General features: G+C 74.6%; 21 protein-coding genes and 1 riboswitch. Of the genes, 13 read left to right on the top strand and 8 right to left on the bottom strand.

What is annotated here, in order from left to right; genetic code table 11:
- The first annotated feature begins 112 nt into the window (after nt 1-112).
- The 3 genes from BKA21_RS04740 (at nt 113) to BKA21_RS04730 (ending at nt 3,660) form a co-directional block, all read left to right on the top strand.
- The gene (locus tag BKA21_RS04740) at nt 113-1,285 is read left to right on the top strand and encodes an ROK family transcriptional regulator (RefSeq protein ID WP_140460811.1); all 1,173 of its coding nucleotides are present in this window, start codon (nt 113-115) and stop codon (nt 1,283-1,285) included.
- Nucleotides 1,286-1,440: 155 nt separating this feature from the next.
- Nucleotides 1,441-2,211, top strand: coding sequence for an ATP-binding cassette domain-containing protein (locus tag BKA21_RS04735; protein WP_140460810.1), 771 nt, complete (start codon nt 1,441-1,443; stop codon nt 2,209-2,211).
- Nucleotides 2,212-2,505: 294 nt separating this feature from the next.
- Nucleotides 2,506-3,660 carry a substrate-binding domain-containing protein gene (locus tag BKA21_RS04730; protein WP_140460809.1) on the top strand — a complete coding sequence of 385 codons (1,155 nt, stop codon included), beginning with the start codon at nt 2,506-2,508 and terminating at the stop codon, nt 3,658-3,660.
- Nucleotides 3,661-3,754: 94 nt separating this feature from the next.
- On the opposite strand, the gene BKA21_RS04725 is transcribed toward BKA21_RS04730, so the two are convergent.
- The 3 genes from BKA21_RS04725 to purU all read right to left on the bottom strand — a co-directional run bounded on the left by BKA21_RS04725 (nt 3,755) and on the right by purU (nt 6,835).
- Nucleotides 3,755-4,240: an aromatic ring-opening dioxygenase LigA gene (locus BKA21_RS04725; RefSeq protein WP_239072911.1), complete on the bottom strand. Its 486-nt coding sequence runs from the start codon at nt 4,238-4,240 to the stop codon at nt 3,755-3,757.
- A gap of 166 nt (nt 4,241-4,406) precedes the next feature.
- Nucleotides 4,407-5,828 carry an extracellular catalytic domain type 1 short-chain-length polyhydroxyalkanoate depolymerase gene (locus BKA21_RS04720; protein ID WP_140460808.1) on the bottom strand — a complete coding sequence of 474 codons (1,422 nt, stop codon included), beginning with the start codon at nt 5,826-5,828 and terminating at the stop codon, nt 4,407-4,409.
- A gap of 140 nt (nt 5,829-5,968) precedes the next feature.
- The gene (purU, locus tag BKA21_RS04715) at nt 5,969-6,835 is read right to left on the bottom strand and encodes a formyltetrahydrofolate deformylase (protein WP_140460807.1); all 867 of its coding nucleotides are present in this window, start codon (nt 6,833-6,835) and stop codon (nt 5,969-5,971) included.
- Between the two features lie 48 nt (nt 6,836-6,883).
- Here purU and BKA21_RS04710 point away from each other — a divergent pair, with 48 nt between their 5' ends.
- From BKA21_RS04710 to BKA21_RS04700, 3 genes are all read left to right on the top strand, one after another.
- Nucleotides 6,884-7,384 carry a GNAT family N-acetyltransferase gene (locus BKA21_RS04710; protein ID WP_140460806.1) on the top strand — a complete coding sequence of 167 codons (501 nt, stop codon included), beginning with the start codon at nt 6,884-6,886 and terminating at the stop codon, nt 7,382-7,384.
- A 65-nt stretch (nt 7,385-7,449) separates the two neighbouring features.
- A complete protein-coding gene (locus BKA21_RS04705) occupies nt 7,450-8,103 on the top strand; it encodes a SigE family RNA polymerase sigma factor (protein WP_140460805.1) in 654 nt (217 codons plus the stop codon).
- A complete protein-coding gene (locus tag BKA21_RS04700) occupies nt 8,100-9,086 on the top strand; it encodes a hypothetical protein (RefSeq protein WP_140460804.1) in 987 nt (328 codons plus the stop codon). Before BKA21_RS04705 ends, BKA21_RS04700 begins: the two co-directional genes overlap by 4 nt.
- A 1-nt stretch (nt 9,087) precedes the next feature.
- Here BKA21_RS04700 and BKA21_RS04695 read toward each other — a convergent pair whose 3' ends face one another.
- Entirely contained in the window at nt 9,088-10,011 is a 924-nt protein-coding gene (locus tag BKA21_RS04695; RefSeq protein WP_140460803.1) for a DMT family transporter, read from the bottom strand.
- Between the two features lie 114 nt (nt 10,012-10,125).
- Here BKA21_RS04695 and BKA21_RS04690 point away from each other — a divergent pair, with 114 nt between their 5' ends.
- From BKA21_RS04690 to BKA21_RS04670, 5 genes are all read left to right on the top strand, one after another.
- Complete coding sequence (locus tag BKA21_RS04690) at nt 10,126-10,605, top strand: MarR family winged helix-turn-helix transcriptional regulator (protein WP_140460833.1); 480 nt, start codon at nt 10,126-10,128, stop codon at nt 10,603-10,605.
- A 106-nt stretch (nt 10,606-10,711) separates the two neighbouring features.
- On the top strand, nt 10,712-12,202 hold the full coding sequence (locus BKA21_RS04685; protein WP_140460802.1) for a serine/threonine-protein kinase: 1,491 nt from the start codon (nt 10,712-10,714) through the stop codon (nt 12,200-12,202).
- A 107-nt stretch (nt 12,203-12,309) separates the two neighbouring features.
- A complete protein-coding gene (locus tag BKA21_RS04680; RefSeq protein WP_140460801.1) occupies nt 12,310-12,882 on the top strand; it encodes a hypothetical protein in 573 nt (190 codons plus the stop codon).
- Nucleotides 12,883-12,919: 37 nt separating this feature from the next.
- A riboswitch (ZMP/ZTP riboswitch) is annotated at nt 12,920-13,009 on the top strand.
- 83 nt (nt 13,010-13,092) lie between these two features.
- Nucleotides 13,093-14,373 carry a serine hydroxymethyltransferase gene (gene glyA / locus BKA21_RS04675; RefSeq protein ID WP_140460800.1) on the top strand — a complete coding sequence of 427 codons (1,281 nt, stop codon included), beginning with the start codon at nt 13,093-13,095 and terminating at the stop codon, nt 14,371-14,373.
- A gap of 12 nt (nt 14,374-14,385) precedes the next feature.
- Nucleotides 14,386-15,267: a bifunctional methylenetetrahydrofolate dehydrogenase/methenyltetrahydrofolate cyclohydrolase gene (locus tag BKA21_RS04670; RefSeq protein WP_140460799.1), complete on the top strand. Its 882-nt coding sequence runs from the start codon at nt 14,386-14,388 to the stop codon at nt 15,265-15,267.
- A gap of 59 nt (nt 15,268-15,326) precedes the next feature.
- On the opposite strand, the gene BKA21_RS04665 is transcribed toward BKA21_RS04670, so the two are convergent.
- Nucleotides 15,327-15,896 (bottom strand): DUF4334 domain-containing protein, encoded by a 570-nt coding sequence (locus BKA21_RS04665; RefSeq protein WP_140460798.1) that lies wholly within the window; start codon nt 15,894-15,896, stop codon nt 15,327-15,329.
- Nucleotides 15,897-16,036: 140 nt separating this feature from the next.
- Between BKA21_RS04665 and BKA21_RS04660 the strand changes: the two genes are divergently transcribed.
- Both BKA21_RS04660 and BKA21_RS04655 read left to right on the top strand, forming a co-directional pair.
- The gene (locus BKA21_RS04660) at nt 16,037-16,516 is read left to right on the top strand and encodes a VOC family protein (protein WP_140460797.1); all 480 of its coding nucleotides are present in this window, start codon (nt 16,037-16,039) and stop codon (nt 16,514-16,516) included.
- 99 nt (nt 16,517-16,615) lie between these two features.
- Complete coding sequence (locus BKA21_RS04655; RefSeq protein ID WP_140460796.1) at nt 16,616-17,428, top strand: exodeoxyribonuclease III; 813 nt, start codon at nt 16,616-16,618, stop codon at nt 17,426-17,428.
- 54 nt (nt 17,429-17,482) lie between these two features.
- Here the strand turns inward: BKA21_RS04655 and BKA21_RS04650 are convergent, their stop codons facing one another.
- Genes BKA21_RS04650 through BKA21_RS04640 form a run of 3 tightly spaced genes read right to left on the bottom strand, consistent with a single transcriptional unit; the run spans nt 17,483 to nt 20,561 of the window.
- A complete protein-coding gene (locus tag BKA21_RS04650) occupies nt 17,483-18,691 on the bottom strand; it encodes an ABC transporter permease (RefSeq protein ID WP_140460795.1) in 1,209 nt (402 codons plus the stop codon).
- Nucleotides 18,688-19,539, bottom strand: coding sequence for an ABC transporter ATP-binding protein (locus tag BKA21_RS04645; RefSeq protein WP_140460794.1), 852 nt, complete (start codon nt 19,537-19,539; stop codon nt 18,688-18,690). Before BKA21_RS04645 ends, BKA21_RS04650 begins: the two co-directional genes overlap by 4 nt.
- Nucleotides 19,536-20,561, bottom strand: coding sequence for a permuted SH3 domain-containing protein (locus BKA21_RS04640; RefSeq protein WP_140460793.1), 1,026 nt, complete (start codon nt 20,559-20,561; stop codon nt 19,536-19,538). Before BKA21_RS04640 ends, BKA21_RS04645 begins: the two co-directional genes overlap by 4 nt.
- Nucleotides 20,562-20,621 lie beyond the last annotated feature (60 nt).

The following is a 20,621-nucleotide window of genomic DNA, read 5'->3' as shown; positions in this document are numbered from 1 at the left end:
GTCCGGTCGGGGGCACGACCCGACCGGACCGTCGCACGCCAGACGCGGCGGGGCGGGTCGCACCCCTTCGACGACCCGCCCCGTCGCCAGGCTCACGCCGGGAGGGGGCGCGATGTCCGGGTCGCAGTCCTCGCTGCGTGAGGCGAACCGCGCCCTCATCGTCGACGCCGTCAAGCGCTTCGGCGGGATCACGCAGGTCGAGATCAGCGGCGCGACCGGCCTGTCGGCCGCCACGGTCTCCTCGATCGTCAAGGAGCTCCTCGCCGCGGGGGTCGTCGAGACCCGCACGACGACACGCTCGGGCCGCCGGGCCCAGCTCGTCACGCTCGCCCGGCGCACCGGCCTGGCCGCCGGCGTCCAGTTCGGTCACCGCCACCTGCGGGTCGTGCTGTCCGACGTGACCCACGAGGTCGTCGCCGAGCAGACGCTGCCGCTGCCGTCCGACCACCGCGTCGACACCAGCCTCGACCGGGCCGCGCTGCTGCTCGTGGACCTCACCGAGCGCGTGGGGTCGACCCTCGACGAGGTCGTCGGCATCGGCGTCGGCATCCCCGCACCGGTCGAGCCCGAGACCGGGATGGTCTCGGTGCGCGGCATGATGCGCGGCTGGGACGAGGTCCCCGTGGCCCACGTCCTGGCCAAGCGGCTGGCCAAGCCGGTGTTCGTCGACAACGACGCGAACCTCGGGGCGCTGGCGGAGAGCCGGCTGGGCGCGTCCCGGTTCTACCGCGACTCGGTGTACGTCCGCGCGTCCTACGGCACGGGCGCCGGCATCGTCATCGCCGGCCAGGTGCACCGCGGCTTCGCCGGCACCGCGGGCGAGATCGGGCACGTGCAGGTCGACCCGCAGGGGCGGATCTGCCGCTGCGGGAGCCGTGGCTGCCTCGACACGGTCGTGGGCGACACGGCGCTGACCGAGCCGCTGTCGGCCAGCCACGGCCCCATGACGCTGCGTGACGTCGTGCAGCGCGCGATCGACGGGGACCCGGGCTGCCGGCAGGTCGTCGCGGACGCGGGCGCCGCCATCGGCGCCGTCGTGGCGGGTCTCGGCATGGCCGTGAACCCGCAGTGCGTCGTGGTCGGGGGCGAGCTGGCGGAGACGGGTGAAGTTCTCCTCGGCCCGCTGCGCGAGGCGATCCGTCGCCGGGTGCTGCTCAACCAGATCGCGCCGCTCGAGGTCGTCCCCGCCGAGCTCGGTGCGCGCGCGGAGGTCGTCGGCGCTGTCGCGATGGTGCTGCAGGCCACGGACGTGCACGCAGGTGCCGACGACGTGACGGTCGGGTGAGGAAAAGCCGCACGCGTGCCGCGTGCGGTGCGTACGGTGTCGTCCCGACGCGGCACGTGGACCACGGGGGAGACCAGGAGGTCGAAGTTGACGAGGGCCCGGCGTGGGGTTTCACTGGCCGGACACGTGCGCGACGGAGGGCAGGTGAGCGTGTCATGAGTGCCGACGTGCGCGTCCCGCTCCTGTCGATGCGGCAGATCACCAAGCGTTTCGGCGCCGTCGAGGCGCTGGTCGGGGTGGACCTCGACGTCCACGCCCACGAGGTCGTCGCCCTGGTGGGCGACAACGGTGCGGGCAAGTCGACGCTCGCGAAGGTCGTCTCGGGCGTGCTGGCTCCCGACGCCGGGCTCGTCGAGCTCGACGGGCAGCCGGTGGCGTTCGGTTCGCCGGCGGCCGCGCACCAGGCGGGCATCGCGACGGTCTTCCAGGACCTCGCGCTGTGCGAGAACCTCGACGTGACGGCCAACCTCTTCCTCGGCCGCGAGCTGCGCCGCGGCGGGGTGATGGACGACGGCGAGATGGAGCAGGTCGCCAAGCGGATCCTGCGTGACCTCACCAGCCGCATCCCGTCGGTCCGCACGCCGCTGGCGCACCTGTCGGCCGGTCAGCGGCAGTCCGTCGCGATCGCGCGCACGCTCATCGGCTCGCCGCGCCTGGTGGTGCTGGACGAGCCGACCGCGGCGCTGTCGGTGGCGCAGACCGCCGAGGTCCTCATGCACATCGAGCGTCTGCGGCACCTCGGGCTCGGGGTGATCCTCATCTCCCACAACTTGAACGACGTGCTCGCCGTGGCCGACCGGGTCGAGGTGCTGCGGCACGGGCGCAACAACGGCTCGTTCGAGGCCCGTCGCACCAGCCACGAGGAGATCCTCGGCGCGATCACGGGCGCCACGCGGCTGGACCACCCGGTGCACGCGCTGCGCTGACCGGGCCCGCACAGGCTCGCGAGGGCCGGGGCGACGTCGCTGGTCACGGCCGTCACGGACGATCGTCCACCGGGATCACCCGCACGGGTGCTTCACCCGTGCCCACCTCGTCCCGATCCACTACGAGAACACCATCCACGGGACTACGCTGACCTCCGCCACGTGAACGACCTGCTGTCCACGCGATCAGGGGTCGACGTCCGGGCTCCCGACATGCACGACGGCTCGGCAGCGGCGCCCCCTGGAGACCCGGGAGGTTCGGACCGAACCGCCCGTCAACGAGAAGGAGCAGACATGCGACGCAGGATCACCATGGCGGTGGCGACCGGGGCGGTGCTCGTCCTCGGGCTCGCGGCCTGTAGCGGTGGTGACGACGGCGACGCGCCCGGCGGCAGCGAGACGACGGCGGCGCCGACCGCGACCGTCGGGGTCGCGATGCCGACGAAGACCTCCGAGCGGTGGATCCGGGACGGCGACGCGCTGGTGGCCGAGCTCGGCGAGCTCGGCTTCGAGGCGGACCTGCAGTTCGCCGACGACGACGTCGAGGTCCAGCTCGAGCAGATCGACGCGATGATCGAGGCCGAGGTCGACGCGATCGTCGTGGCCGCGATCGACGGCACCTCGCTGGGCGAGCAGCTCGAGGCCGCGGAGGCCGCCGGGATCCCCGTCATCGCCTACGACCGTCTGCTCCGTGACACGGGCGACCTCGACTTCTACGTCACGTTCGACAACTACGCCGTGGGCGTCGCGCAGGCCAAGGCGCTGCTGGCCGGTCTCGGCCTGGTCGACTGGGCGGGGGTGCCCACCGACACCGCGCCGACCGGTCCGCTGAACGTGGAGCTGTTCGCCGGTTCGCTCGACGACAACAACGCGTACTTCTTCTGGCAGGGCGCGATCGACACCCTCGAGCCGTACTTCGAGGACGGCACGCTCGTCGTGAAGTCCGGCCAGACGGAGATCGAGCAGACCGCGATCCTGCGCTGGTCCGAGGACGGCGCGAAGGCCCGCATGGACGAGCTGCTCGCCTCGCACTACGCCGACGGCTCCGAGATCGCCGCGGTGCTCTCGCCCTACGACGGCATCTCGCGAGGGATCATCACGTCCCTCCAGGAGGCCGGCATGGGCCCGACGCTGGCGGACGGCCTGCCGGTCGTGACCGGTCAGGACGCCGAGGCCGCGTCCGTCCTGCTCATGCAGGAGGGCGTGCAGTCCTCGACGGTCTTCAAGGACACCCGCCGCCTCGCGCACTTCGCGGCCCTCGCGGTCGAGTCGTACGTCAACGGCGAGGAGCCGGAGCCGAACGACACCACGTCCTACGACAACGGCGTGGAGGTCGTCCCGGCCTACCTGCTCGACGTGGAGTCGGTGTACCTCGAGGACATCACGACGCAGCTGCTGGACTCGGGCTACCTGACCCAGGAGCAGATCGACGCCGGGTCCGCGGGCTGACACCGCACCCCTGACGCGACGACGGGTCCGGCCCCCCAGGGGGCCGGACCCGTCGTCGTCCCGGGCGGTGCGCCGGGCGTCAGGTGGACAGGCGTCAGACGGCGGTGCGGGCCGCGAGGCGGCGCAGGCCGACGCCGCCGAGCACGAACCCGAGGCCGACGCCCACGAGGGCGAGGGCCACGCCGAACGCCACGACGGAGGTCAGCAGCGAGGCACGCAGGAACGTGCCGGTGGCGACCATGTCGCGCAGCGGGTCCTCGCGGTCCATGTCCGCGTAGAGGCGGCCGTCGGTCGCCGTGAGGATGTCCGTGCGGATGGCCTCGGTCTGCGCCCAGGCCTCCCACGGGGTGTCGAGCGTGGCGCCGACGAAGGCGGGTGCCGTGTCGGCCACGACGACGTTCTCGCTCGCGAGGCCGACGGAGACGGCGGCCCACGTGCCGGCGCCGCCCAGGGCCATGAGCACCCCGAGGACGACGAGCAGCGTGCCGAGCAGGTGCGGTGCGCCCGCTCGCGCGGGTGCGGGGTGGTCGGGGGGCGTGGTCGTCGACGTACGGGTGGTCAGGTCGTCTGCGGTGGTCATGGTCGCTCCTGGGGTCGGCGCCGGAGATGACCTGGTAGAGGATTCAAGGATCCCGGACGCGGAGACCAGACCCTGAAGCGTTTAAGTCAGTGATGAATGTCACTTCTGTGTAAAACCTGTGTGACTTGGTCGGGGGCGGTGTCGCCTGCACCGCCCCCGACCTGCGTCACCCGACGGAGCAGGGTCGCCCGTCGAGCCACGCCGCGCGCGGCGCGGAGGCGTCGCCGGTGTGCGACGCGTTCAGGCCCAGCTGCTGCGACCCGCCGGGTGCCACGGCCGCGTTCCAGGGGGCGTTCGTCGCGGTGACGCGCGTCCCGGACTGCGTCACGGTGGCACCCCAGGCCTGCACGACCTGCTGCCCGGCTGGGGCGTCCCACGTCAGCGTCCAGCCCTGCAGGGGCTGGTTCGACAGGTTGGTGACCGTGATCGACGCCGTCAGGCCCGACGGCCAGGCGTGCACGGTGAACGCCACCCGGCACGTCGGTGCAGGGCCGGTCGTGGGGGTCGGGCTCGGCGTCGGCGTGACGGTCGGCGTCGCCGTGGGTGTGGGGGTCGGCGTGGGCGTGGGCGTGGGCGTCGGCGAGACGGTGGGCGTGGGCGTGGGCGTGGGCGTGGGTGCCGTGCCGTCCAGGCCGAGGAAGCGCAGCACGGCCGCCGTGTCGACGGGCAGGTTGTGCCCGACGCCCTCGAACGTGGTCGCCTCGAGCGGCGCCCGGTCCCCGGTGCCGCCGTACCGCGCCCGCACCTGGTTGGCGGCGGGCCGGTCCGTCACCGCCGGCGTCGCCGACAGCCCCAGCACGTCCGTCCACTGCTCGACGGCCTCACGGTGGTTGGCGTACGCGAGCACGTCGTCGAGCGCCCCGTGCCAGAGCTGGACCCGCGGCCGCGGGCCGGTGTACCCGGGGTTCATGGCCCGCACCCGGGCACCCCACTGCGCGGGCGTGAGGTCGAGCGCACCCGTCGAGCACTGCGAGCTCCACGGCGCCTGCTGCGTGGTCCCGGGCGGCGGCGACGTCGTCGCGAAGCACGTCGCGGGCACCCCGGCGAAGGCCGACCCCGCGGAGAACACGTCGGGGTACTGGGCGAGCAGCAGCTGCGTCGTCATGCCGCCCGAGGAGATGCCGGTGACCGCCGTGCGCGCGGGGTCGGTGCCGTACCGCTGCTGCGCCCACCGCACCATCTGGACGATGCCCTGCGGGTCGGAGCCGCCGTCGCGCGTCAGCGCGGCCGACGACGACACGTCGAAGCACGAACCCGGCCGGTTCGCCGACGGGTAGACCACGACGTAGCCGTGCCGCTGCGCGAGCTCGTCGTACTGCGTGCCCTCGAACACGGCCTGCGCGCTGCCGGTGCACCAGTGCACGACGACGAGCAGCGCGGGGTCGGGCGGCAGCGTGTCGGGCGCGTAGACGTGCATCCGCAGCCCGGAGGGGTTCGTACCGAAGCTCTGGACCTCCACGAGCGACGCGGCCTGCGCGGGCGGCGCCGTCGCGAGGGCACCGGCGCCCGTGGCGAGCCCGGCGACCAGCGCCAGTGCGGCGACGACGCGCGAGCGCCGTCCTCGTCTGTCCTGCGTCCGCGTGCGCATGCGTCCCCCTGGGCGTCGGCGGCGGGCACCGCCGAGCGCGGGCCCGTCGCGATCCTCGCCGAGCCGGACGTGGTCGCGGGCAGGGTGAACCGCTTCACCCTCGCCGGTCGGCCCGTGGGGTCGACGGCGGGGTCATCCGGTCAGCGGAAGACGATGGTGCGGTGCCCGTCCAGCAGGACACGGTGCTCGGCGTGCCACCGCACCGCGCGGGCCAGCGCGCGCCGCTCGACGTCCTGGCCGAGGGCCACGAGGTCCTCGACGGACTGCGCGTGGTCGACCCGCTCGACGTCCTGCTCGATGATCGGCCCCTCGTCGAGGTCGCCGGTGACGTAGTGTGCGGTCGCGCCGATGAGCTTGACGCCCCGCTCGTAGGCCTGGGCGTAGGGGCGGGCGCCCTTGAACGACGGCAGGAACGAGTGGTGGATGTTGATGACCCGCCCCTCGAGGGCCCGGCACAGGTCGTCCGAGAGGATCTGCATGTACCGCGCCAGCACGACGAGCTCGACGTCGAGCTCCTCGACCAGGGCCAGGAGCCGGGCCTCGGCGTCGGCCTTGGTCGCGGCCGAGACCGGCACGTGGTGGAACGGGATGTCGTAGAACTGCGCGAGGGGCGCCAGCACCTCGTGGTTGGACACGACCGCGACGAGGTCGACGGGCAGGTTCTCCGACCGCTGCCGGAACGCGAGGTCGTTGAGGCAGTGCGCCGCCGTGGACACCATGACGAGCGTGCGCACGGGGCGCCCGACCACGTCGAGGGACCACTGCAGGTCGAACCGCGGGGAGAGCGCGTCCAGCGCCGCGCCCAGCTCGGCCGCGCTCGCGGACGACGTGACCTGCACGCGCATGACGAACAGACCGGACTGCGGGTCGCCGAACTGCTGCGACTCGGTGATGTTGCCCCCGTGCTCGGCGAGCAGCCCCGCGACCGCCGCGACGATGCCTGGCTGGTCGGGGCACGTGAGCGTCAGCACCCAGTGCGTGGTCGTGGCTTCCGAGGTGTGGGACACGAGGTCCGAGAGTAGTGCGCCGGGCCGCCCGGCTGACACGATGAACCCATGAGTGAGGCCGACCTCGAGATCCGCCCGGTGACCGTCGACGACGCGGGCGAGCTTCTGACGCTGCGCCGCGCCGCGTTCGTCACCGAGGCCCAGCAGTACGGCGACCCCCACATCCCGCCGCTGACGCAGACGTTCGAGGAGCTGTGCGCGGACCTGGGTGCCGACGGGGTCGTGACGCTCGGCGCGTGGTCCGGTCACCGGCTGGTCGGGTCCATCCGCGTGCTCGTCGAGGGTGCCAAGGCCACGCTCGGGCGGTTCGCCGTCGCGCCGGACCTGCAGGGCCGCGGCGTCGGCACCGAGCTGCTGACGGCGATCCTGCCGTACCTGCCGGACGGCATCGAGGAGGTCTGGGTCTTCACCGGCCGGGACTCCCTGCAGAACATCGCGCTGTACAACAAGGCCGGCTACGAGCACCAGCACGACCAGACGGCAGGGGACCTGACGTACGCGTACCTGCGCAAGCTGCTCGGCGACGGCGAGGTCGTCACCCCGGCCTGACCGCGACCTGCCACGCACGACGCCCCGCGACGCAACCTTCGCGGGGCGTCGTGCGTGAACAGGGCATGACACCTTCGACACGGGGCGACACGGGCGCGGGCCTGGTGCTCGGCCCACCGGCCCCCGGCGGGCCCGACCCCGACGACCCCGGGACCGACGACGCCCCCGAGCACCTCGGGCTCGTGGTCCCCGCGGGCGGCGACCGCGACGCCGAGTTCGCCGCCTTCATGGCCGGCGCCGCCCCGCAGCTGGCACGCACGGCGTGGCTGCTGTGCGGCGACACCCACCAGGCGGACGAGCTCGTCCAGGCCGCCCTCGTGCGGACGTACCTCGCCTGGCCGCGCGCCCGCGAGCGTGATCCGGTCGCCTACGCGCGCCGCACGCTGGCGAACCACCGCGTCTCGACGTGGCGCCGGCGCCGGCGCGAGGTGCTGGTGGGCCCGGCGGGGCTGCCGGAGACCCCCGGGGGTTCGGGTGCCGACCGGCACGCCGACCGGGACCAGCTCGTGCGTGCGCTGGCGCTGCTCACCGCGCGTCAGCGTCGTGTCGTGGTGCTGCGGCACCTGGAGGGTCTGTCGGAGCGCGAGGTCGCCGCGGACCTCGGGGTGTCGGTGGGGACGGTCAAGTCGACAGCGTCCCGGGCGCTGGCCCGGCTGCGCGAGGTGCTCGGCGACGACGGGGACGAGTGCGCCACGGGCGCCGGGACGGGGCAGCGATGAGCGCGGACGAGGTGTACGCGGACCGGCTGCGGGCGCGGTTCGACGAGGTGGTGCCGACGATCGCGGTCGACGTGGACCGCGTGGTGCCGCGTGCGCGGCGGCGGCGCGCGGTGCTGCGCGGCGGTGCGGCGGCGCTCACGGTGGCGGTCCTGGTCGGTGCGGGCTGGGGGGCGGGTGCGGTGCTGGGTGCGGTGCCCGGGCCGGGGCTGGCGCCCGCGGGGCCGACGGGGTTGCCGTCGGCGTCGCCGACGGCGGGGGAGCCGGTCTCGTCCGCGCCCGCGCAGGTCCCGTCCGAGCCTGCTGCTGCGGGGCCCGTCGTGCCCGCGGTGGCGGACGTGGCCGAGGACGGCACGGTCACCGGTGTGGTCGGTGACCCCTGGGCCGGGGACGAGCCGTACTGGTACGTGCTCAGCGTGGGGGTCGACGGCACGGAGCGCCGGGAGACGTGGTCGAGCAGGGAGCGTCCCGGTCTGGGGCTGAGCGACGGGGACGCGGCGTCGGCGTTCGCGTTCGGGGCGCCGGTCGTGCTCGGCAGCTTCGTGCTCGACGGGCAGCGGTTCGAGATGCTGACCGACCCGACCGTGCTGCCGACCGACGGCGCTGCGCTCGAGGCGGTGCTGCGGGCGAGCCTGCAGCCCGACCGCGGTGCCGGCAGCGACGACGACAAGGTGGTCGAGGCGGTGCGCAGCGCCCTGGACCGGGAGGGTCTGATGACGCCCGCGCTGCGCGACGCCTACTGGGCGGCCGCGGCCCTGGTCCCGGGTGTGCGCGTCGTCGCCGGCGAGGACGCCCAGGGTCGTCCCGGCGAGGTCCTGACCTACACGGCGTCGACGGGCGAGGAGGTCGTGCTCGTCCGCGACCTGTCGACGGGGCTCCTCCTGCAGTCGGGCGGGACCCTGATCCTCGAGCAGCGGGTGGCCGGCGACCCGCCGGTCGAGCCGACGCTCGACGTCGCCGGGTGCGTGGCCTGGGCGACCTGCTGAATCAGCGCCGGGCGAGGGCGGGCCCGGGCGGCGGCGTGGAGGGTGCCGTCGTCCGGGCCCGCCGGCGTCCGACGAGCCGTGCGACGGCGGGCTGCCCCGCCAGGACGCCGACGACCACGAGGGCCACGCCGACGCCCTGCGTCGCGGTGAGGTGCTCGCCGGCCAGCAGGAGCCCGAGCGCGACGCCCGTGAGGGGGTTGAGCAGGCCGACGAGCCCGACGGCGCCGGCGGGCAGGTGCCGCAGCGCCGCGAACCACGCGACGAACGCCAGCGCGGTGGCGACGAGGGTGACGTAGGCGGCGCCGAGCCAGCCGGGGCCGTCGAGGGCGGGTGGTGCACCTTCGACCAGCGCGGCGACGGGGACGAGCAGCAGCCCGCCCGCGACGAGCTGCCACGCGGTGGACGCGAGCACGTCGACGTCGTCCTTCCACCGGGTGGCCAGCACGAACCCGACCGAGGACAGCAGCATCGCGGCGACCGACGCCGCGACGCCGGCCGGGTCCACCTCGACGGACCCGGTGACGAGCATGGCCACGACGCCGACGAGGCCGACCGCCGCGCCCACGAGCGAGGCGGCGCGGGGGCGCTGGCCGAGCAGCGGCCAGGCGACCAGCATGAGCGTGAACGGCGACACGGCCATGACGGTCGCGGCGACGGACGTGGGCAGCAGCTGCGCGGCGAGGTACACGAGCACGAAGAAGCCGCTCATGTTGAGCGCGCCGAGCACGAGGGCGCGCCACCACCAGCGTCCGACGGGTGCGCGGCGGGCCAGCGCGAGGAGCACGAGGCCGGCGGGCAGCGCGCGCAGCACGGACCCCCACAGCGGGGCGTCCGCGGGCAGCGTGTGCCGGGTGACGTAGTAGGCGGCGCCCCAGGCGACGGGGGCGATCGCGGCGACCAGCGACCAGCGCCAGGTATTTTCCACGGAAGACAATCTATCTGACGTGGAAGATACGATCCACGGGTGAGCACCGACGAGCGCACGACGACGCCCCGGAGCACCGCGGACGGTGCCCGCCCGGACCGGCTCGACCTGATCATGGCGGCGTGGGCGCGCGAGCGGCCCGAGCTCGACGTCACGCCGCAGGGCGTCATCGGGCGGCTGCACCGGGTGGCCAACCACCTGACGGACGAGCTCCTGGCCGTCTACCAGGAGCACGACCTCACCGAGGGGGACTTCGACGTCCTCGCCACCCTGCGCCGCACCGGCCCGCCCTACGCCCGGTCCTGCGGCGAGCTCGCCGAGCACACCCTCGTCACCAGCGGCGGGGTCAGCAAGCGCGTCGACCGGCTCGAACGGGCCGGGCTCGTCGCCCGCCACGTCAGCCCCGCCGACGGGCGCGGCAGGGACGTGGTCCTCACCACCGCCGGGCGCATCGTCATCGACCAGGCCTTCGCCGCCCACATCGCGAACGAGCACCGGCTGCTCGCCGCGCTCGACCCCGCCGACGTCACCGCGCTGGAGGGCATCCTGCGCCGCTGGCTCGCCCGCCTGGAGGAGCCCCCCGCCACCGCCTGACGGGGACGGCCGCCGCGCCAGCCCGCCCGCCTCCTCCTCTCGTCGACCCCCGCCTCTCGTCGAACCCCGCGCTCAAGACGAGGTCGCGACCCGTCGATGCGACCGGGTGACCCTCCCGCACCCTGCCGATCGCAGCAGCCCGCCGACCTGGACGGACGCCGACCGGGGCGACCTCCTCGCCGACTGGGCCGCCGGGGCCGAGCTCGTCGACGAGCTCGAGCTCGCGGAAGCCCTCTGGGCCGACGTGCCCGACGCCCGCGGCCCGCGCGGCCTGGCCCGCGCGGCCCTGCTGCAGGGCGACCCGGGACGGGCGCTGACGCTGCTCGCCTCCGTCGGGGTCGGCGACGTCCCCGACGACGGGCCCCGGACGTCCGACGACGTGCTGGTGCTGGGTGCGCGTGCAGCGCTCGGGTCGCACGAGGACATGTCGCGGCTGCTCGGGCTCGGCGCGGTGCTGCCCGCCGAGAGGCAGGTGCCCTACCTGTACGTCCTCGCCACCGTCGCCGAACCCGCCGGCCAGCCCGACGTCGCCGCGGCGGCCTGGCGCGCACTGGCGGAGCAGCACGGCGTCCGGACACCGCACGTCGTCAGCCGGACGGTCGAGCACGCCGTCCGGGCCCGGAGCGCGGACGACCCGGGACGCGCCGCCGTCCAGGTCCTGGCGGCCGCGAACGACCTGGCGGTCGGTCCGGCCCCGCCGTGGGACGACCCCTCCACGCTCCTCGGCGTCGTCGCCGCGCTCGAGGCGCGCGGCGACCGGTCGGGCGCGGCGCTCCTCGCACGCGCCGTCACCCTCACCGGCCCGTCCACGCCCGCGCTGCGCGCGCTGAGCGGCACGTACCGGGTGCGACGCCGGCTGTGGGACGTGGTGGTGCCGGCCCTCGCCGCGGTCCTGGTCGCCCCCGTCGCGGTCGTCGTCACGGGGAGGCCCGGCGCCGCCCTCCTCGGCGCGCTCGCCGCCGTCGTGGCACGAGCCGTGGGTCTGCGTCGGTGGCACGCCGCGTCAGGCATGTCCCTGACCGACGGGCGCGCGTGGGACGCGCTCGCCGGGCACCGCCGCGACTCCCGGTCGGGGAGGGTGACGACGTCCACCCCGGTGCACCCGGTCCCGACGGTCACCGGCCTGGTCGGCGCTGCCGCCGGCCTCGTGCTGGCGGGGTGGTGGACCGACGTGACGTCACCGCCGTCGCAGCTCGTGCCCGACGGGGTGGCGCTGGCCGTCCTCCTCGTGGTCGTGCTCGCCGCTCCCGCGCTCGGGGTCTGGGTCGGCATCGCCGTCGACCGCGAGCGCCGGGACCGTCGTGCCCGCGAGTCCCGCCGCGGTGCGGCCCTGGCGCGCCACGAGATCGCCGGCACCTGCCGCTGCTGGCAGGCGGCCGTGCTGGACGGACCCTTCGCGCTCGACTACGCCGAGCGTCACCTGCGTCCCGCACCCGCGGGGGTGCCGGGTGAGCGCCCCGGGGCGTCGACGTGGTCGTGCCCGCTGTCGGGGACGCGCTGGCTGCTGACCACAGGGTGCCGGGCGGGCTCTCCGGTCCTCCTGCGGGGCAGGGCACCGCGCGCGTCGGCCGACGCGACCGTCGGCGGGTACCTCTGACCCGGTCGGGCGGCAGAGGATGTGCGGACCGGCCACGGCGGGCGCGTGCCGTGCACTAGCGTCGGCGCAGGCAGGGGCACGGTGCCCGGTGCCGGGGGGAGGTCGTGGTGCGGCGTCGGTCGTGGGGCCTCGGCCTCGTGGTCGTCCTGGCGGTCGGTGCCGCCGTCGTGGTGCCCGTCGGGGTGGCCTCCGCGGGGCAGGGCGCCGTGGAGGGCGAGGTGACGGCCGAGCTCGAGACCGCCGCCCGGTGCGTGACGCTCGCGTTCTCCGGCGACCTCGCCTGGACCGTGCGGCGCGGTCCGCTCGTCGCACGCTACGACGACGTCGTGCTGACGGACGCCACGACGGTCCTCGACGTCGACGAGAGCTGCCTCGGGGAGACGGTCGGTCGCGTCGAGGAGGTCAAGCTCCGGCTCTACCCGTCGGACGTGCCCTGCGAGGGGGAGTGCGCGGAGGCCGACGACTTCATCTCCTTCTCCGCGGACCCCGACCCGACGGCGCCCGGTGTGACCGAGGGCGTCGCCACGGTCGGCATGCTCCCGCTCCCGGGGCGTCGGGTCGTCGGCGGCGGGCCGCTGTGCCTGCCCGTGCACGTCTCGGCGGAGCTCGTCTGGAGCGATCCCGACAGCGGCACCGCCAGCGACGGCGTCGGCGGGGTCGTCGAGGTGTGCACGACCTGAGACGGCGCTGCTGCCCGCGCGCGGGCGTTGCTAGGCTGGGGCGGGTCGCGACTGGCGCAACGGGTGGGGCACCACCGGGGAGCGACGCAGCAGCTGGACCAACGGGTCGGACGCCTGGGCCCTCGGTCACTCCCACACCGGCACACCCGTGTGTGCGGGTGCCGAGCGCGAGCCGGGCCCGCCACAGCTGACTGCGACAGGAGCACCTGCATGAGCGACACCATGCTCGACCAGAACATCTCCGAGCTCGACCCCGAGATCGCTGCCGTCCTCGACGGCGAGCTGGCCCGCCAGCAGGGCACGCTCGAGATGATCGCCTCGGAGAACTTCGTGCCGCGCGCGGTCCTGCAGGCGCAGGGCTCCGTGCTCACCAACAAGTACGCCGAGGGCTACCCGGGCCGGCGCTACTACGGCGGCTGCGAGCAGGTCGACATCGCCGAGACCATCGCGATCGACCGGGCCAAGGCGCTCTTCGGCGCCGAGCACGCCAACGTCCAGCCGCACTCGGGCGCCACCGCCAACGCCGCGGTCCTGCACGCGCTGATCAACGCCGGCGACAAGATCCTCGGCCTCGACCTCGCGCACGGCGGCCACCTCACGCACGGCATGCGCATCAACTTCTCCGGCAAGCTCTACGACGTCGCGGCGTACGGCGTGGACCCGAAGACGTTCCGCGTCGACATGGACGCCGTGCGCGCGGCCGCGCTCGAGCAGCGGCCCGACGTCATCATCGGCGGCTGGTCCGCGTACCCGCGCCACCTCGACTTCGCCGCGTTCCGCGAGATCGCCGACGAGGTCGGCGCCAAGCTGTGGGTCGACATGGCGCACTTCGCCGGCCTCGTCGCCGCCGGCCTGCACCCCTCGCCGGTCCCGCACGCCGACGTCGTCTCCTCCACGGTGCACAAGACCATCGGCGGCCCGCGCTCCGGCTTCATCCTGAGCAAGGGCGAGTACGCGAAGAAGATCGACTCCGCGGTGTTCCCCGGCCAGCAGGGCGGCCCGCTCATGCACGTGATCGCCGCGAAGGCCGTCGCGTTCAAGGTCGCCGCGAGCGAGGAGTTCGTGGCCCGCCAGCAGCGCACCATCGACGGTGCGCGGATCATCGCCGACCGCCTGACCGCACCCGACGTCGCTGCGGCCGGCGTCTCCGTCCTCACCGGCGGCACCGACGTGCACCTCGTGCTCGTCGACCTGCGGCACTCCACGCTCGACGGCCAGCAGGCCGAGGACCTCCTGCACTCCGTCGGCGTCACCGTCAACCGCAACGCCGTGCCGTTCGACCCGCGCCCCCCGCGCGTCACGTCCGGCCTGCGCATCGGCACGCCCGCCCTGGCCACGCGCGGCTTCGGCGACGCGGAGTTCACCGAGGTCGCCGACATCATCGCCACGGCGCTGGTCGAGGGCACCGGCGCCGACGTCGACGCCCTGCGCGCCCGCGTGCTCAAGCTGACCGAGGCGTTCCCGCTGTACGCCGGCCTCCAGCAGTACTGAGCGGGGAGCACCGTGACCGCACAGATCCTGGACGGCTCCGCGACGGCGGCCGCCATCAAGTCCGAGCTCGCGGGGCGGGTCGCCGCCCTCGCGGGCAAGGGCGTCGTGCCCGGCCTCGGCACGCTCCTCGTCGGCGACGACCCCGGCTCGCGCTGGTACGTGGCCGGCAAGCACAAGGACTGCGCCGAGGTCGGCATCGCCTCCATCCGCGAGGACCTGCCCGCCGACGCCACGCAGGCCGACGTCGAGGACGCCGTGCGCCGCCTCAACGAGGACCCCGCGTGCACGGGGTTCATCGTCCAGCTGCCCCTGCCCGAGGGCATCGACACCCACCGGGTGCTCGAGCTGGTCGACCCCGCCAAGGACGCCGACGGGCTGCACCCGACCAACCTCGGCCGCCTCGTCCTGCGCGTCAACGACCCCGTCGACACGCCGCTGCCGTGCACCCCGCGCGGCATCGTCGAGCTCCTGCAGCGCCACGACGTGCCGCTGCGGGGCGCGGACGTCGTGGTCGTGGGCCGAGGCGTGACCGTGGGGCGCTCCATCGGCCTGCTGCTCACGCGGCGCGAGGTCAACGCCACCGTCACGCTCACGCACACCGGTACGGACGACCTCGCCGAGCACACCCGCAACGCCGACGTCGTCATCGCCGCCGCCGGCGTCCCCGGCATCATCAGCGCGGGCATGCTCAAGCCCGGTGCCGTCGTCGTCGACGTCGGCGTCTCCCGCGTCGAGGACCCCGAGACGGGCCGCAGCCGCGTCGTCGGCGACGTCGACCCCGGCGTGCACGAGGTCGCCGCGTGGGTGTCGCCCAACCCGGGCGGCGTCGGTCCCATGACGCGCGCGATGCTGCTGCAGAACGTCGTCGAGACCGCCGAGCGCCTCGCCGGCTGACGCGACCGTGGGGGCCCGGCCGCACCGGCCGGGCCCTCACGCGTCCGGTGCCGCCCGGGTCACCCGCGGTGCAGCGTGAACACGAACGGGTCGCGCATCCCGCGCATGTCCATGACGCCGACCACCGTGCCGTCGTCGACCCGACGGAAGTGGTCCTGGACGGGCAGCGCGTCGTAGACCATCGTCGCGGTCACCACGCCGCGGTGCTCGACCCGTCGCAGCCGTGCCGCGGGCCGCCGGGTCCGCGCGGCCCGCAACGACCTGCGGGCGACGGTCCGCGCGGCACCGCTGCGCCCCAGCCCCGGGTGGCGCACCAGCAGCCCCAGCGGCACGAGGGCGGGGTTCACCGCGAACAGCCCCCGCGCGTCCTCGAACACCAGCGGGTCCACGTCCTCGGCGCTCGTGAACCGCTTGCCGTGCCACCCGCACGCCTCCAGCAGGCCGTCCCACGGGTGCCCCGTCGCCAGCCCGCCGCCGCGCCACGACCCGAGCATCTGCTCCGGCGCCACCGCCGGGAGGCCGTCGACGACCTCCAGCACCTGCGCCACGGACGGGATCTCGCCCGCACCCGCCCGGGAGACGAGCGCGTCCCACGCCGCCCGCGCCCGCGGCCCCGCCGTCGAGGTCATGCACCCTCCGTCCGTCGTGCGTCGCGGCCCACCGTACGTCGGGCGCCGGCCGCTCGGAAGGACGACGGCAGCCGGCCGATGACTCCGGCCCACCGCGCCGGTCTCTCCCTGACGAGCCGTCGCGAGGAGAGGGGCCCGTCATGGGCATGATCCGGTCGCACCTGTGGTTCGTCGAGCGCGGGCACGAGGCCGCGCAGTTCTACGTCGACGTCGTCCCGCGCTCGCGGATCACGAGCGTCACCACCGCCCCGCCCGGGGTGCCGGACGTGCCCGAGGGGACGCCGTTCGTCGTCGAGCTCGAGCTCGACGGCCACGCGGTGACGTTCCTCACCGCCGGGCCCGCGCTGCGCCTCGACGACGCGTTCTCGTTCCTGCTGTCCGTCGACGGGCAGGACGAGGTCGACCACTACTGGGAGGTCCTCGCCGCCGGCGGCGGCCGGCACGGGCGGTGCGGGTGGCTCACCGACCGCTTCGGGGTGTCGTGGCAGGTCGTGCCCCGTGCGCTCGACGACCTCATGCGCCGCCCCGACGCCGCGGGCGTCGCCCGTGCCATGGCGACGATGCTCACCATGACCAGGCTCGAGATCGCCCCGCTGGAGGCCGCCTACGCCGGACGGTGACGAGGTCGGCGCCCGGCGGGGCCGCGTCTCGGCGCGCGGCCCCGCGGGCGGACGCGGGCGTGGTCCGTCGATGTCGGAGCCCTCGGGCAGGATGGCCCGGTGCTGACCGTCGCCACCGTCAACGTCAACGGGATCCGGGCCGCCTACCGCCGAGGCATGGGGGAGTGGCTCGACCTGCGCAAGCCCGACGTCCTGCTGCTGCAGGAGGTCCGCGGGTCCGACGAGATCCTCGCCGACCACCTCGACACCACCACCTGGCACCTCGCCCATGAGGCCGCGCAGGCCAAGGGGCGGGCCGGGGTCGCGATCGCCACCCGCCTGCCGATGTCCGCCGTGCGGATCGGCCTGGGCACCGGCACGGCCACCGACAGCGGACGCTGGGTCGAGGCCGACGTCGAGCTCGCCGCCGAGGGCGACCGCCCCGCGCGGACCGTCACCGTCGTCTCCGCGTACCTGCACTCCGGCACGGCCGGGACGCCGTCGATGGACGAGAAGTACGCCTTCCTCGACCACGTCACCGCACGCCTGGAGGCCCTCGCGGGCGAGGGGCGGCTCGTCGTGGTCGGCGGCGACCTGAACATCGCCCACCGCGAGGTCGACATCAAGAACTGGAAGGGCAACGTGAAGAAGGCCGGCTTCCTGCCGCAGGAGCGGGCCTACCTGGACCGGTGGTTCGACGAGCTCGGCTGGCGCGACCTCGGCCGCGAGCTCGGCGGCCCCGGCCCGGGGCCCTACACCTGGTGGTCGTGGCGGGGGCAGGCGTTCGACAACGACTCCGGCTGGCGGATCGACTACCAGGTCGCGACGCCCGCGCTCGCGGACCTGGCGCGGTCGGCGTCCGTGGACCGGGCGGCGACGTACGACGCGCGGTTCAGCGACCACGCCCCCGTGGTGGTCGAGTACGACCTGTGACGTGCGCCGCCCGCCGGGGACGACCTCGGCGGGCGGCGCACGGACGTGCCCGGGTCAGTACCGGATCGCGTCGATCACCTTGACGCGCACCGCCACGACCGCGGGCAGCAGCCCGGCGACGGCGCCCACACCCGTCGCGCACGCCATGCCGACGAGGGCAGCGGTCAGCGGGAACGGCGGCATGTCCTGGATGCCCCCGCCGAACACCGCGTCGACGGGGATGTTCTTCACGACCGCCACGGCGATGACCACGCCGACGAGGCCGGCGACGGTCGTCGCGACCACCGACTCCATGAGCACCCCGAAGAACACCCGCGACGACGTGGCGCCGAACGAGCGGCGGATGCCGATCTCGCGGATCCGGTGCTTGACCGTCACGAGCGAGATGTTCACCAGCCCGAGCCCGCCCAGCAGCAGCGCGAAGGCGCCGACGCCGATGACCACCCAGGTCGTCGCACCGTCGAGCAGCCCCGTCGACTGGTCGCGGTTGTCCGAGGCCATGACGTCCCAGCCGGGGACCGCGGCGGCCATGTCGCTCTGCAGGCGGGGGACGAGCTCGTCGACGATCTCCGGCGGCACCCACAGCCGCATCGTCGGTGCGGCCATGCCGTACCCGGCGCTCGCGTCCGTGTCGTACCAGCGCGTGAGCTGGTCGTAGAGCACGAACGCCTCCGGGTCGGCGTTGTCCCACGCGTCCGGCACGACGCCGACGACGGCCGTGCGCACGGGGTCCTCGTCGCCCAGCAGCACCGTCGGGTGCGTCGTGAGGTCCGCGACGCCGAGCCGGGCGAGGAAGGCCTCGTTGACGACCAGCGTCGGGGCGAGCGCCTCGGCGTCGGCCTCGGCGAACCACCGGCCCTCGGACACCTCGATGCGCTGCATGGTGGCCAGGGGCACGTCGACGGCGCGGGTCGAGACCCCGGCGGTCCCGTCGGGGAACCGGATCGGCACCGTGGTCCACAGGTCGCGGCTGGCCCACGTGATGTCGTACCGCTCGAGGGTGCGGACGAACTCCGCGTCCAGCGCGGACGCGTCCGCGGCCTGCTCGGTCATCGGCCAGGCGTCCACCGAGACGGTCACGGGCCGGCCGTTGAACCGCTCGCTCTGCTCGACGAAGCCCTGCTCGAGCATCTGCACGGCCGCGGTGATGCCGGTGATGGCGGTGACGGCCGCCGCGACGCCGATCAGCGCGAGCAGCACCCGCAGCTTGTGGATCCGCAGCTCGTCCCAGGCCTCGACGACAGCGCCGACGACCCCGCTCACCGGTCCGCCTCCGCCGGCACGGAGGGGCCCAGCTCGGGCACCCCGGGCACGGGAAGGGACGAGGCCGACCGGTGCGGGGACGGTCCCGCGGGCAGCAGCGCGTGCCGGGCGGGCAGCAGGGTCGGCACGTCGCCGACCCAGTCCGCCTGCCGCCCGTGACCGCCGAGGTCGACGGGCACGAGGACACCCTCGGTGAGGCGGTAGTGGCGCTGGGCGCGCGCGGCCACTGCGAGGTCGTGCGTGATGGTCACCAGCGCCGCACCGGTCTCGGACGCGACGTCGTCGAGCAGGTCCATGATCTCCTGGCCCGTCTCCACGTCGAGGGCCCCGGTCGGCTCGTCCGCGAGGATCACGCGTGGGCCGCGCACGAGGGCGCGGGCGACGGCGACGCGCTGCTGCTCGCCGCCCGAGAGCTTCTCGGGCATGGTGTCGAGGCGGTCGCCGAGCCCCACGCGCGTGAGCATCGCGGTGGCCAGGCGCGTGCGCTGCCAGAACTGCCGGCCGCGGGCGTACATGAGCGGTGCCGCGACGTTCTCCAGGGCCGTGCGGCCGGGCAGCAGGTTGAACTGCTGGAAGACGAAGCCGAAGTCGTCGCCGCGCACACGGGTGCGGCGGCGGTTCGACAGCTTCGCGACCGGGTTGCCGTCGAGCACGTACGTGCCGGACGTCGGCGCGTCGAGCAGCCCGAGGATGTTGAGCAGCGTGGACTTGCCGGTGCCGGAGCGCCCGACGACGGCCACGTGCTCGCCCGCGTCGACGGCGAGGGTCACGCCCCGCAGGATCTCCAGCAGACGGTCGTCGGGCAGCCGGACGGAGCGCGTGACGTCGGTGAGCTCGAGGAGGCTCATGCGCCGCAGACCATCGGGTCGTACTGGTTCGGGTCGGCGCAGTCGACCTCGCCGGCGCCGGGCACCGGGATGAACTCCAGGACGAGCTCGCCGACCTTCAGGCCCTTGGTGATCTCGACGACCTCGCCGTCGGTCAGGCCGAGCCGGACCTCGCGCTCCTCGGGCTCCTCGCCCTCGGCGGCGACGACCCACACGTTGCCCTTCTGCACGGTGCCCTGGACGGACGTCACCGGCACGACGACGGCGTCCTTGGCGGTGCCGTTGACGATCTCGATGTCGGCGCCGAGGCCCGCGAACGCCGTGACGTCGCCGGGCACGGCGCACGTGACGGTGCCCGACGTCGACGCGGACGGGTCGGCGACCTGCTCGAGGTCCTGCTCGCCGTCGGTGGCGGCCGCGCCGATGCGCAGCCCGGTGCACGTGAACGGCGCCGGGCCGCCCTTGAGGGTGACCTCCGCCTCGGCGGGGGCGCCGATGAGCCGGTACTGCTGGTCGGGCGTGAGGGTGCCGCTCACGGAGAGGCTGCCCGGGGCGACCTGCCCGACGGTGTCGCCGACGGACACCTCCTGGTCCTTCAGCGTGGGCAGCGCGAGCGTGCCCGCCACGGGTGCCTTGACCTCGGCGATCTCGACGAGGGGCCACCGCTCGGTGACGGTGACCTCGCCGGTCTCGGGGTCGGTGGTCTCGATGGGGTCGCGCGGGGTCTCCTTGCGGACCTTGAGCAGGACCGTGCCGGCGTCGACGTGCTGCCCGTCGGCGACGAGGACCTCGCTGACCGTCCCGGCGAGCGTGGCCCGCACCGGCACCGACGGGTCGGCGACGACCGACGCGGTGACCTTGACGTTGTTCGTGACCGTGCCGGTGGTGGCCTCGACGACGGGCTCGACGACCTGACCGGTCGGGACGATCCCGGTCTCCTCGGTCGTGACGTCCGCGCCGGCGAAGGCGAGCTTGACGAGGGCGGCGGCGATCACGGCCCAGATGAGGATGCGCAGGGCAGGGAAGACGTAGCGACGTACCACGGGTGGGGTGCTCCTAGTGACGAGACACGACGAAGGTGTGCCCGGACCGGCGGTCTCGGT

Source organism: Cellulomonas oligotrophica, from assembly GCF_013409875.1.
Classification (GTDB): Bacteria; Actinomycetota; Actinomycetes; order Actinomycetales; family Cellulomonadaceae; genus Cellulomonas; species Cellulomonas oligotrophica.
Note: the sequence above shows the minus strand (reverse complement) of the source record. Positions and strands in the feature narration are given on the sequence as shown.